General features: G+C 41.9%; 11 protein-coding genes. 1 reads left to right on the top strand and 10 read right to left on the bottom strand.

The window, feature by feature from the left end:
- Positions 1-757 precede the first annotated feature (757 nt).
- The 4 genes from FFR60_RS17640 to FFR60_RS17625 all read right to left on the bottom strand — a co-directional run bounded on the left by FFR60_RS17640 (position 758) and on the right by FFR60_RS17625 (position 4,131).
- Complete coding sequence (locus FFR60_RS17640; RefSeq protein ID WP_137665162.1) at positions 758-1,105, bottom strand: DUF1831 domain-containing protein; 348 nt, start codon at positions 1,103-1,105, stop codon at positions 758-760.
- Between the two features lie 63 nt (positions 1,106-1,168).
- Positions 1,169-2,314 (bottom strand): cysteine desulfurase family protein, encoded by a 1,146-nt coding sequence (locus FFR60_RS17635; RefSeq protein ID WP_137665161.1) that lies wholly within the window; start codon positions 2,312-2,314, stop codon positions 1,169-1,171.
- Positions 2,315-2,453: 139 nt separating this feature from the next.
- The gene (locus FFR60_RS17630; protein WP_137665160.1) at positions 2,454-3,425 is read right to left on the bottom strand and encodes a ribose-phosphate diphosphokinase; all 972 of its coding nucleotides are present in this window, start codon (positions 3,423-3,425) and stop codon (positions 2,454-2,456) included.
- Between the two features lie 154 nt (positions 3,426-3,579).
- Positions 3,580-4,131, bottom strand: coding sequence for a hypothetical protein (locus FFR60_RS17625; protein WP_137665159.1), 552 nt, complete (start codon positions 4,129-4,131; stop codon positions 3,580-3,582).
- Between the two features lie 205 nt (positions 4,132-4,336).
- On the opposite strand from FFR60_RS17625, the gene FFR60_RS17620 reads away from it, so the two are divergent.
- On the top strand, positions 4,337-6,244 hold the full coding sequence (locus FFR60_RS17620; RefSeq protein ID WP_137665158.1) for a M13 family metallopeptidase: 1,908 nt from the start codon (positions 4,337-4,339) through the stop codon (positions 6,242-6,244).
- A gap of 98 nt (positions 6,245-6,342) precedes the next feature.
- Here FFR60_RS17620 and FFR60_RS17615 read toward each other — a convergent pair whose 3' ends face one another.
- From FFR60_RS17615 to FFR60_RS17590, 6 genes are all read right to left on the bottom strand, one after another.
- A complete protein-coding gene (locus FFR60_RS17615; RefSeq protein WP_137665157.1) occupies positions 6,343-7,185 on the bottom strand; it encodes an ABC transporter permease in 843 nt (280 codons plus the stop codon).
- A complete protein-coding gene (locus tag FFR60_RS17610; RefSeq protein ID WP_137665156.1) occupies positions 7,166-7,921 on the bottom strand; it encodes an ABC transporter ATP-binding protein in 756 nt (251 codons plus the stop codon). The genes FFR60_RS17615 and FFR60_RS17610 overlap by 20 nt, the downstream gene beginning before the upstream one ends.
- A 28-nt stretch (positions 7,922-7,949) precedes the next feature.
- Positions 7,950-8,471 (bottom strand): ClbS/DfsB family four-helix bundle protein, encoded by a 522-nt coding sequence (locus tag FFR60_RS17605; protein WP_137665155.1) that lies wholly within the window; start codon positions 8,469-8,471, stop codon positions 7,950-7,952.
- A gap of 174 nt (positions 8,472-8,645) precedes the next feature.
- Positions 8,646-9,482 carry an SDR family NAD(P)-dependent oxidoreductase gene (locus tag FFR60_RS17600; RefSeq protein ID WP_137665154.1) on the bottom strand — a complete coding sequence of 279 codons (837 nt, stop codon included), beginning with the start codon at positions 9,480-9,482 and terminating at the stop codon, positions 8,646-8,648.
- 92 nt (positions 9,483-9,574) lie between these two features.
- On the bottom strand, positions 9,575-10,192 hold the full coding sequence (locus FFR60_RS17595) for a hypothetical protein (RefSeq protein WP_137665153.1): 618 nt from the start codon (positions 10,190-10,192) through the stop codon (positions 9,575-9,577).
- Positions 10,193-10,223: 31 nt separating this feature from the next.
- Positions 10,224-12,344: a hydantoinase/oxoprolinase family protein gene (locus FFR60_RS17590; RefSeq protein WP_137665152.1), complete on the bottom strand. Its 2,121-nt coding sequence runs from the start codon at positions 12,342-12,344 to the stop codon at positions 10,224-10,226.
- Between the last annotated feature and the right edge of the window lie 2 nt (positions 12,345-12,346).

Below are 12,346 nucleotides of genomic sequence, written 5' to 3'. Positions count from 1 at the left end.
CTTTTAAGCGTTAAAAAGATTTAGAAAAAAAGGTGAATAAAGAAAAAAGAAAGCGGATTATAATTACATTCCCCTTGTTTAACTATTCAGATAGAAAAACATCCATTACATCTAATGGATAAATAACCTTGATTTCATTTCTACACATAAAAAAAGAGCATCCAAAAGATAATTTCACCAACCTTTGAACACCCTAAAAATTCTCTTTAAAACCCATGCGAATCTTTTACAACTTACACTATGTCTTATTTTCCCTGTCTCTTTAAGCCTCGGTTATTTTTTTCTTAATTCCTTCAAAATCGTTTTCCACGACCTCGTTTCCCGACACCCATATGACCTTCGCGTTTTTCGCCCGTTCTGCATAGAGAGCTTTATTTGTCTTAGGAATAACGATTACATCTGCATTTGACAGCTCTTCTGACAGATCATCACTGATAAAATTCGATCTCCCATTCAGGTGCCAGCACTCCTCTCAACCCGCTTTGAAACTTGAGCGGCCTCATTGTCGCATTCATCCCATTCGGCAGTATAACAGTTTGCTGACGATTGTTGAACGACCAGATCCACAATACTTTTTTGCTCATTGACCTCAGTCCTTTTTTTATTATTATCCGCTTATAACATCGTAAAATCAATCAATCTCCGATCACACAGGTTGAAGAAAAATTTTTGACTGAAGCGAACCTGTAAAATATTGAGATTCATCTATTAATAAAAAAAGCAGATCTTATCTGATTAGATAAAATCCGCTTTACACTTACACTTCTTCTTTTACAAACAGTCCACGATCAATCATTCCATCCAATAGGAAATAGAATTTTTCTTGAACCAATTCTTGTTTTGAGTCTTTAAAGATATCGACTGCTTTTAATCCGTTGGCAGTCGTTACCGACATTTTCATCGTGCTGATATCTTTTGATACCGTGATTTTTAGTTTGAAGCCTTCTTTGCTTTGGGGCGTCGCTTGTAACGGACGGATCAATTGGAAATTACCTGAACTAGTTTCAGTAAAACCATTATCCCGCAGCGTATACTTTTTAGCTGTCGGCGCTAATTCGTATTGATATTTTGACCCTTTGATTGTCGCTTTCTTTGTAAATGCCATTTACTCACCTCATCATTTTTTCTTTCATTCTTAATTATAAAGATAAGTATCAGCCATTTCAATCTACTTTGTCAGTTCTTGTAAACTAGCGACCAGCTGTTCAGCAAAATATTCCACCTGTTCCATGGTATTACCATAGCCAAAACTTACCCGCAGTGATTCTTTTACTTCCTGCGCATTTTTGCCGTACATAGCTTCTAATACATGAGACGGATCGATTGTCCCTGCTGTACAGGCTGATCCCGTAGAAACTGCGATCCCTCGCAAGTCCAGCTTCATTAATAATAGATCATTGTTTATTCCGGTAAAACGAAGATTCAACACATGGGGCAGCTTGTTTTCAAGATCACCGTTCACATGATAATCAATGCCCGCTTGATTTAACGTCGTTAAAACTTTATTGGTGAACTGGTCATAGAGCTCGCGGCGCTTTTCCCGTTCGCCCTCCGTTAATAATTCAACAGCTTTTGCCATTGCGCAAATACCGGCTAGATTTTCCGTTCCTGCGCGGCGTTTTTCTTCTTGTTCCCCCCCGCGAAGCAATGGGGCAAGCTTTGCTCGGTCATTTTTATATAGGAATCCGACACCTTTTGGACCGTTAATCTTATGTGCTGAAATACTTAGAAAATCAACACCTAACTCATGTGGGCGAATCAATTGATTGCCGTAGGCTTGAACGGCATCCGTATGGAAATAGGCAGGATGATCTTCCAAGCGTTCACCAATTTCCTTGATGGGCATCAAATTGCCAATCTCGTTGTTTCCGTACATGATCGAAACCAGAATCGTATCCGGCCGTAAGTTGGCATCAAAATCAGCCAAAGAAATATTTCCTTTGCGATCCACCGGCAAATACGTAACTTCAAAGCCTTGTGTCTCTAAATACTTCATTGTATTGATCACGGCGGGATGTTCGATCTGTGTCGTAATCAAATGGCGACCTTCATTTTGACGACCAAAGGCAGTCTCTAAAATCGCTGTGTTGTCTCCTTCAGTACCACCGCTATTGAAGATGATCTCATGGTATTTGACCCCTAGACTCTTACCAATTGTTTCGCGCGCTATTTCTAATATCCCGGCAGCTTGCCGACCAAAAGAATGAACGCTTGATGGATTGCCAAAAGTTTCCGCCATAACTTCTGTCATCGTCGCGATTACTTCTGGATGCATGGGGCTTGTCGCTGCATGATCTAAATAAATATTTTCCACAAATCTTCGAACCTTTCTATAAGAAAGGCTCCGCGAACCTGCTCAACTTTTAAGCAATTAGACATAGATTGTCTATTATTGCCGATAAAGTCAGTTCGTGAAGCCAGACATTACTATTTCTAATACTAACGATTGTTTCTTATTCGAAATCTTTCCGTTCCATTGTAAATAGAGGACTGACAGATTCATCTTGATGGATTCGTTTAACTGCTTCTCCCATCAATTCTGAACAACTGACAATCGATAATTTTTCTGGATGACGTTCTGGATCAGTCAAAACAGAATCGGTAATACAAATGTCTTTGATGTCAGCAGCATCCAAATTCTTTTTCGCTGGAGGTGATAATAGTCCATGTGAAGCACAAGCGACAACTTCTTTGGCACCGGCTTTTTTCAATGTTTTAGAAGCGTTGGAGAAGACTTCTCCCGTGTTCAAAATATCGTCCACCATGATACAGCAGCGTCCTTCAACATCACCGATTACATAACCGGTATCCGGATTGCCTTCTTCAGTAACATCAACGATTGCGATCGCTGTATCCAAATATTCTGCTAGACTGCGAGCTCGTTGGACTCCGCTATTTTTCGGAGAAACCACGACATAATCATCCCCCACCATTCCGCGGCGACGATAATAATGCGCAAACAACGGCATCGTGAATAAATTGTCAACAGGAATATCAAAGAAACCTTGGACTTGCACGGTGTGTAAATCGAGTGTCAGAACTCTTGTTGCACCTGCATCTGAAAGTAAATTCGCAATTAATTTTGCTGTGATCGGCTCATGCGGTTTAGCTGTACGATCTTGTCTGGCATAACCATAATATGGCAATACGACATTGACTGTCTTCGCACTCGCACGTTTCAATGCATCGATCATGATCAATAGTTCCAAATAATAATCATTTACCGGCTCATTGGTCGATTGGATCAGATAAACATCAAATCCTCTGACTGTCTCCTCCAAGTTAATAGAGATTTCTCCATCACTGAATTGTTTGACAGTGCTTTTTCCTAACGGCACGCCACAGACATCGGCGATTTTTTCAGCCAATGGTCTGTTTCCATTTAGGCTAAAAATTTTAAACTTTTCATTACTTTCTTCTGACATGGTGTCCCTCCAAGTATTTTTGTACCATCAGTTTAACATATTTTTAGTTATTTGATGTAGATTTTACTTTTCGTTTAGAAAGACAAATGGTCTTCGTTCGGGTTTTGCTGATTATCGATAAAACGAATGCGTGATGTCAGTCATGGTGCATAAATTATTTTCTTTGAGAAACTAACGAAATCGTCCCGTTTCCCCATTGCGCGGGTATTATTGCGTCACTCTTGCCCCAATTATCATGAATTTTATAAAATTTTTGTCCGTCTGCAGTTTCCATAAACCCGTGCACAACGACCCAATGATTTTTATAGGTGCTGCCGAACATTTGTAAAAGACCGATCATGACAGGTTCGCCAGCCATGATGCGTTTAGTCACTCGCTGCCAAGATCCTGCCGCGGTACTTCTTGCTCGAAAAGGAATGCGATAGCGTCGGAAAAAATGATTTAACCCCAAAGAAATCTGCAAGGGCACTGTCGGAAAATCAATTGGCTGTAATACAGGCTGCAGCGCATGGATCAATTCTTCATTTTGACTACTGCCCTTTTCTCTTAAACCTTTTGGAACACAGCGATCATCTAAATGATCCTGCCAATAAGCCAACAACACACTGCTGGCATATGTCCCGCATAAAAATCCTCGCGGTGTTTTCCACTCGCGGTATGTTTCAAAGCTTTTTAGTTCATTCCATTGATCGATTGGATAATCCATTTTTTTCACCACCAAATCTTTTTGTATTTGTACTTAAGGTATAACATATATCCGTTCCACTCGACACTTTAATATGTTCAGTGGAATACCAAGTGTGCAAATACGAAAAAATCCCAAAAGAAAAAAGCTGCTTTCCTATGAGTCACACGTTAATTGTTTTATTATAGTATAGATGAAACAATAAATACAAAGGAGTGGTAGTTTTATGGACAAAACAAAAATCAAAGAAGATTTATACGAAGCAGTCAATGGCGAGTGGATCAGAAAAGCCACGATCCCTGCAGATAAACCAGCGACAGGTGGCTTTCAAGATCTGGTAGATGACATTGACGACTTATTGATGGCTGATACGAAAAAAATGAGCGACGATCCCTCACTCATTCCAAATGACTTAATGAAGGAATACCTCGCTTATTTCCAATTAGCCAATAATTATCAAAAACGCGATCAAGATGGCGCGGAACCGATGCTTCCTTTATTAAAACAAGTAGAAGAATTAAAAGATCTTGCTGATCTCGATCAGCAAATAACCAGCTGGGTACTTGATGGGCTGCCTTTGCCTTTCGGTGTCGACGTGGACGCTGACATGAAAAATACTAAAATCAATGCGTTGTTTGCTGGCGCGCCTAGTCTGATCTTACCGGATAAAACCTATTACGAGCCTGACCATCCGCAAGCACCGCAGCTTTTAGCGATTTTTAAAGAGATGACGATGAAGTTATTCACACTCGCAGGCTACGAAGCGGCTGCAGCAGAAAAAATCACGGATGAAGCACTCCAATATGATAAATTGTTAGCTCCTCATGTAAAAAGCGCGGAAGAAAATGCAGACTACAGTAAAATGTATAATCCCGAAAGCGGTGAAGAATTTATTCAACGCAGTCAGCATTTAGACTTGAAGAAATTATTGGTTGGTTTAATCGGTGAGGTTCCCGAGAAGATCATCGTGACCGAACCTGATTTTTTCAAGCAGTTGGATGAATTAGTGAATCCTGACACCTTCCAGCAAATGAAAAGCTGGATGCTGGTGATGACGATCAACGCATTGACTGCTTATCTCAGTGAGGAGTTCCGTCAAGTCGGCGGCGCATACAGCCGTGCGCTTTCTGGAGCACCCGAAGCACGTCCGCAAGAAAAGGCGGCCTTCTACTTAGCCTCTGGGCGTTTCGATCAAATCGTTGGCGACTATTACGGGAAAAAATATTTTGGCGAGCAAGCGAAAAAAGATGTCGAACAAATGGTGCGTAGAATGGTCGGTATTTATCAAGACCGTTTGAGCAGCAACACATGGCTCAGTGAGGCTACTCGTGAAAAAGCCATCGTGAAACTAAGTACCTTGGGCATCCACGTTGGTTATCCAGAAAAAATTCCGCCAATCTATACACAATTCAAAGTAACTCCCGCAGAAAAAGGCGGCACACTTTTAAGCAATGCTCTGCATTTTAGTAAATTGAAGCGCAAAGATGAGTACGCCAAATGGAACAAGCCAGTCCAACGTGATGAATGGGAAATGAGCGCAGACACAGTGAATGCCTATTACCATCCATTCCGCAATATCATCGTTTTCCCAGCAGCGATCCTGCAAGCACCGTTTTATAGCTTGGAGCAATCCAGCAGTGAAAACTTTGGCGGAATTGGTGCCGTGATCGCTCACGAAATTTCTCACGCTTTTGACAACAACGGCTCACTCTTTGACGAGTATGGAAATTTGAACAACTGGTGGACAACAGAAGATCAAAAACACTTCCAAGAATTAGCCGATCAAATGATCGCTGAATTCGACGGTTTGGAGATTGCCGGCGGAAAAGTAAACGGAAAACTGACAGTCTCAGAAAATATCGCCGACGCAGGCGGTCTGAGCTGTGCATTAGAGGCAGCGAAGAAAGACAGTGATGTCGACCTTGAAGGCTTCTTTATCAACTGGGCGACGATTTGGCGGATGAAAGCACGACAAGAATACACGCAGCTGCTCTTGTCAATCGATGTGCATGCACCCAACAAATTACGGGCCAATGTCCAAGTTAAAAATCTGGAAGACTTCTACCAAACGTTTGATATCCAAACAACAGATGCCATGTACTTGGCACCTGAAAAACGTGTAAGTATTTGGTAAACAAAGTCCTTTTCTAAATACAGAAAAAACAAACTGCCTAAAAGACTGTTTTGCTGGTCTTTTAGGCAGTTTTCATCATTTATTTTATAAGCAAGAGCCTATCGTTTAACTTCCACTCGCTTAACATTCCATAAGGCAACGACTAAGAATAGACAGCTTGAGATCACTAGAATCGCGATTGGCAAGGCAATGCCAGTTTGTCCGCTCATTACGATCCCTAACTCTTCTTTGACCATAGTCGCCGCAGATTTATCGGCTGAGGAAAAAACATTCTCTGTCAAAATGCGCCGAATCAAGACAATCCCGCTAGTTAAGGGGAAATACTCTACCACTTTTTGAACACCCTCTGGCAGACTCCCTATCGGAACATAGCAGCCAGTTAAGAAACCGATCAGCGGGCCAATCACAGCGGTCACAGTAGAAAAAGTATCGATCCGTCTAAAAAAGCTAGCTATGAAAAACATGAAGGCCGATGAACAAAAGACGGTCAAAAGACTTACGACAAATAATAAACCAAATTGCGGTAAAGTTAAGAACTCTCCTTTTGAAAGTACCACGAGATAGATTTCAGCGATAACGATCACAACCAAAGTAATCAACAATGAAATCAAAAAGGTACTAAAGAAATAGCCCAGCATGATTTTACTTTTTGAAATAGGTGAAATCATGAAGTCAGTATAGACATTGCTTTCTTTGTCTCGAATCATCAAACTAACCGAACCAAGTGTGGAGCTAGCTGAGGCAATCCCGATAACCCCCGCAAGCATCCAAGCATCAACGACCAATTTAGGATGAGTTAGGACAGATAATGAGCCGACTAAACTTTCCCCTAGTAAGAAAACATACAGAATGATCATAATCGCAGCACCAATAAAGGAACCAATTACCGCCTGCCTGTTTTTGAAAAATAGTGATAACCCTCTATAGACTAAAGCATTCATAATTTTCTCTCCCTTTTTCCATGATTGTTAAAAAGACATCTTCGAGTGTTAGGCAGTGATAACTTTTTTTCAATGCCTCTGGTGCATCATAGGCCATGACTCTTCCCGCATCCAGCATCAAAACATTATCAGAATCCTTGGCTTCTTCCATATAGTGTGTGGTCAGTACGATCGTCATCCGATATTTTTCTTTTAATTGGTGGATCAATCGCCACATGTCTGCTCGCGATCCGATGTCCAAACCAGTTGTTGGCTCATCCAGAAACAGCAGTTTTGGTGTATTCAGCAAGGCACGAGCGATATCAACCTTGCGCTTTTCACCGCCGGAAAGGACACCGTAGCGCTTATTCAGCAAATGACTCCCTTGAACATCGGCTAATTTTTCTTTCGCTAATCGCTTGGCTTCTTTCCAGTTATTGACATAAAAGTAAGCGCGAATAAATAAATTTTCTTTGACTGTTAGAGCTGGATCTAAAATACTGTTTTGAAAAACCACAGAGATCACTGACTTATGCTCGATCGATTGCGTTTCAAGTTTTTTTCCCTCAAGTAAAATTTCGCCAGCATCTGGTTTGGCTAATCCTAGAATTAAAGAAATCAAGGTTGATTTTCCGGCACCATTTGGTCCTAGGATTGAAAATAGCTCCCCCTCATGGATTGAAAATGAAATTGCTTTTAAGACTTCTTGATGATTGTACTGTTTAGCTAGGTTTGAGATTGTTATGAGTTCATTCATGTTGTTTACCCCTTTTTCTGATTCATTTTTAATCCAGTTCAGCTCGCTGTTTTTTCCATTTGCGAACCTTGGTCCGAAATGATTTGAATGGTGCGACGGTGTTGATGTGGACCCATTTCCAGACAGGCCAATTGGAAGAAGTCGATTGAGCCCATTTTCGACCGCCAGGCTTGAACAGCACATCATCATCTAAACTAGCAAGCCACTGACTATTCTCAGCGACAGCATTCTTGAATAAGGTGATCATTTCAGCTAGGCTCTTTCCTTGATAATCCGCATAGAATTTTTCATGCAAGGGGCCTAACTGATTCCACTTGATCCCCGGAGCAGGCATTTCCACTGTTTCGCCATTTCCTTCAGCATTCTCCCAATGTTGGATCAGTGCCAACCAGCCCAGCTGATACGCAAGATTTTCAAACGGCGTCCGTTCTCCTTCAGCTAAACGTACATCCTTATCTTCTTCACTGATATCCTCGTATTCTTTGATGAACAAATTTGCTCTTTTTTCTATTTCTGTGATAAATGCTTCTTTGCTTACGTATTCTTGCATGGTTTACACGCTCCTTTGTTTGTTTTAGCTATTTGCTACACTCATAATTTAACAGTTCTAAAAGGGGGTTTTAGCAACTTGTCATGTTTGCTTAGGTTTCTCGTTATGATTGAATGACATTTTGTACAAAACAAAAAACCCTGACAGAAAAAATGTCAGGGTTCTAGTTAGTTACTATGCTTTTGGTTTCTTTGAATCGATTGCGTATTGACGGCGTCCGCCTGGTTTTGGTACTAGATCGCCGATCATATTGCCGAAGCCGCCTTCTACCCGTAATTCGTGACCGTTCGTGTAGTCTGAACGTTTGCTTGCAAGATATAATACCGCGTTAGCAATATCCTGCACTTCACCGATACGACGGTTGGCAGTCATTCTTCTACGACCTTCTTCAACTTCTGCGTCTTCATAGAATTTTGTTGATAATGGTGTTTTAACAAAACATGGTAATACGCAGTTGCTGCGTACGCCATATTGTCCCCATTCGCCAGCAATCATTTTAGACAACATATTCACGCCGGCTTTACTTGGGCTGTAAGCACCTGAATAAGTTTCCGGTGCGATTGAAGCGATCGTAGAAATGTGAACCATTCGGCCTGATTGTTGCTCGATCATCACTCGACCGATACGTTGTGAAACTAAGAAATAACCAGTCAAGTTTACATCAATTGTCCGTTTCCATTCATCTAATGCTAAATCTTCTAATGGGCTGAAAGTTAGGATCGCTGCTGTTTGCACCAATACGTCGATGCGACCAAAGTCTTCCTTCACTGTTTTCGCTAAAGCATCTACTTGTTCTTCAACCGTTGAATTACACGCATAGCCTTTTGCCTTAATTCCATACTTATTCGCTAATTCTTTGGCATAGCTTTCAGTCGCTTCTTCATTTAAATCGACTAAAGCTAAGTTGGCTTTTTGCTCTGCGAAGTCATTTGCGATTTTGCGTCCCATTCCACCTAAAGCTCCCGTGATTACTACCACGTCATCTGCTAAATCTAACCATGTATTTTCCATTATTTCCGCTCCTTAAAGGTTTTCTTTCTTTAAATATACTGAATCCGTTCAGTGGATACTAATTCTTTTTTTCAATCAATCTATAGCCCTGTTCAATCAATCACTAATAGTTGTTTTGCCAGCTCTTGACTATAATCAGGAGCCACAGGAAAAAGCAAAACAACATTCAAAAGAATTGGCGAAAAACTAAGATCCAACAGCTCTTGGACAAAGCTTGTCGCAGCAATCTCACTTAAAGAATGCAAGCGTGCTTGCTTTTTAAAAGGTCCTATTTGATAGGTCAGCTGCTTTTGAATCGTAAACAAATTCTGCTGATTTTCTAAGTAATGATACAGCTCATGAGCTAATAAGATTTCATCTACTCGTTGATCCTTTAAAAACTCCTGCTCTTTCAAAAATTCGTCCGCTTCGTCTAATAAACTTTGATTGATCCGAATCCGATTCGGCAATTGAAATTCTGCCAAGACAAAACGAAAATTTTCCGCTTTCAGCTCTTCCGTAAAATAATCGATCTCAATCGCTTCTTGCTGACAATATTCCCACAAATCTGCCGCTAAAAAATTTCTTGCGGCATTCCTTCCGCATTCAATCGCTTGATAAATCAACTCTGAGCGCTGGTCGTCGGGAATTTTCTTAAACAAATGATCCTGCGATAGTAAATACTCAGCATATTTCTCATCGCTCTGATCTAATAAAGCGTTAAAATCCATCGCCAGCACTCCTTTTCATTTTTAGACTGATTTAAATATATCGATTTGCTGCAATGATGATGATCTCATCCGTTCCTATAATTTCGCTCATCTCAATCTCCATCAGCATCGTTAATTGAGAGAAGTCCGTACTGGAAAAGTCCAATAGCCGCGGACCAACACAGAAATAGTAATCTGGTCTGATAATCAAATCACTTTGATAATTTGCCATACTTTCCCACAACTGATTGACGACTTCAAAGTAGCTTTGGATCGTGGTCTTGACTACTTCGGCATGCTCCCGCTGAACGCGGATAAAGCCTTTCTTATCAATTACACGGATCGCATTGCCTTTTTTCGTACTGGAGCCGTAAATATTGAACTGCTCCGTTGAATCCAACAGCTTGACCTGTTCAGCCGGCAAACGAAAATCTTGGATCGCGATTTCTCGTGCTTCGGCTTCTGTAGCAGCACTTTGAAGCTCGGTTGCTTGCGCAGCCGTAGAGCCTGAAGCCCGGGCCGTAATTTTTTGTGTCTGAGGATCAATTTCGATGTGGACCTCGACACTGTCTTCGGTCGCACCGCTTTCGATCGCCATATCCGTTACTTCCTGCTTGATCGCCTGAATATCTTGTTTCGTTGGGCTTGGCACGATACGCTCAACTACGTCTTGAACTGCGGCCAAGGCGACACCGATGGAAGAAATAACTTCCGCATTATCGGGGATCTTATAATTTAATTCCATCTGCTCAGCCGCAAATTTGATCAACGAGGCCACACCGCCGCCGACACCGACTAGCGTCATTTGATTCTTTTCTAATTGATACTTTTTCGCCAACGAACGAATCACTGGGATGATTTTTTCGACTGCTTTGGCTAGAATCTGGCGTGCCACTTCTTCAACGGACGTATTCAAATACTCTGCTAAAGGTGCCATCGCTTTTCTCGCCGAAGCGACATTTCCATAAGAAAAATCTTCCTCAGTGACATATCCTAAAACATTGGCCGCACATGAATTGGTGATTGTGATTCGTTTGCCGCTAGCTAATTTGATCGCGACATAATCAGCCGGATCGCCTTCTTTTGGTGAGAACAGCTCCAGCTGCGGCTCCACGATTTCTTCTTCAGGAGTATAAACAGCGTATTCAAGCCCTGCGATGTGAGCACTGCGGGGACCGACATCCTTCACTCCGCTTTTGCTCACGCGGATCATACTGCCGCCGGCCACTCCTAATACTCGTACATCCAGTGAATTAACGTATGTCTTATGTCCTGAGATTTCCGAATAATCAATGACCGGCCGACCATTTTTGATCACACCGAGATTGGTCGAAGTGCCGCCGACCTCGAAATAGATCCCATTCGAAGTACGTAAATACATCAAGGCACCCATCACACTCGCAGCCGGCCCTGACAGCATCGTCAAAACAGGGCGTTTCTTCATTTCAACAACATCCATCAAACCGCCGTCGCCTCGCATGATCATCAGAGGTACATCCACACCGGAAGAACGAACACTCTCTTCCGTGGAATTCGCTGTCTCCAGCATTTTCGGCAGAATCGAGGCATTGATCGTCGCTGTCCGCGTTCTCCGAGACAAGCCGTAAAGCTTCGTCATTTCTGATGCTAATGTTACTGGGATATTCTTTTTGCGACCAACTGCCGCAATCTTTTCTTCTAAGCATAAATTATCGACACCAAAGGCAGCCGAGGCTACCAGTACGTCAATTTCTTCTGCTAATAGTTCATCGATAACCTTTTCGATTTCTTCTTCTGTCAAATTTTTCTGAGAAATGAAACGAGAGACTACATGGATACTGCGTCCCGTTCCCAGATCGATATCTTTCAAATTGGTTTGAGGGCGAGCCAGCCAGCCCTCAATTCCTGCCTTGGCTGTGCTGATGATCCCTATTTTGGCAACATCACCTTCCAATAAGGCATTCGTCGCCTGTGTTGTACTATGAGCGACAAAGACGACTTCCTCGGGTGCAATATCAAACTCCGCCAAACATTTTAAGAAGGAATTGACCACACCTTCAGCCACACCTTGTTCGCTGTCATGGGTTGTTTTTACCGATGATTTACCGATAATTTCTTGGGTATCGTTGTCGATCGCTACCGCTTTTGTATGGGTACCGCCGACATCGATCCCGATCCGAACACGTCGTTTCATGT

This window comes from Enterococcus hulanensis (assembly GCF_005405485.1).
Lineage (GTDB): Bacteria > Bacillota > Bacilli > Lactobacillales > Enterococcaceae > Enterococcus_A > Enterococcus_A hulanensis.
This window is presented reverse-complemented; position numbering and strand designations above follow the sequence as displayed.

What these genes read in the sequence shown, in the direction of transcription:
- FFR60_RS17640 (WP_137665162.1), bottom strand. Translation starts at nt 1,105, where the DNA reads ATGGCATTTACAAAGAAAGCGACAATCAAAGGGTCAAAATATCAATAC.
- FFR60_RS17630 (WP_137665160.1), bottom strand. Translation starts at nt 3,425, where the DNA reads ATGTCAGAAGAAAGTAATGAAAAGTTTAAAATTTTTAGCCTAAATGGA.
- FFR60_RS17625 (WP_137665159.1), bottom strand. Translation starts at nt 4,131, where the DNA reads ATGGATTATCCAATCGATCAATGGAATGAACTAAAAAGCTTTGAAACA.
- FFR60_RS17620 (WP_137665158.1), top strand. Translation starts at nt 4,337, where the DNA reads ATGGACAAAACAAAAATCAAAGAAGATTTATACGAAGCAGTCAATGGC.
- FFR60_RS17615 (WP_137665157.1), bottom strand. Translation starts at nt 7,185, where the DNA reads ATGAATGCTTTAGTCTATAGAGGGTTATCACTATTTTTCAAAAACAGG.
- FFR60_RS17610 (WP_137665156.1), bottom strand. Translation starts at nt 7,921, where the DNA reads ATGAATGAACTCATAACAATCTCAAACCTAGCTAAACAGTACAATCAT.
- FFR60_RS17605 (WP_137665155.1), bottom strand. Translation starts at nt 8,471, where the DNA reads ATGCAAGAATACGTAAGCAAAGAAGCATTTATCACAGAAATAGAAAAA.
- FFR60_RS17600 (WP_137665154.1), bottom strand. Translation starts at nt 9,482, where the DNA reads ATGGAAAATACATGGTTAGATTTAGCAGATGACGTGGTAGTAATCACG.
- FFR60_RS17595 (WP_137665153.1), bottom strand. Translation starts at nt 10,192, where the DNA reads ATGGATTTTAACGCTTTATTAGATCAGAGCGATGAGAAATATGCTGAG.
- FFR60_RS17590 (WP_137665152.1), bottom strand. Translation starts at nt 12,344, where the DNA reads ATGAAACGACGTGTTCGGATCGGGATCGATGTCGGCGGTACCCATACA.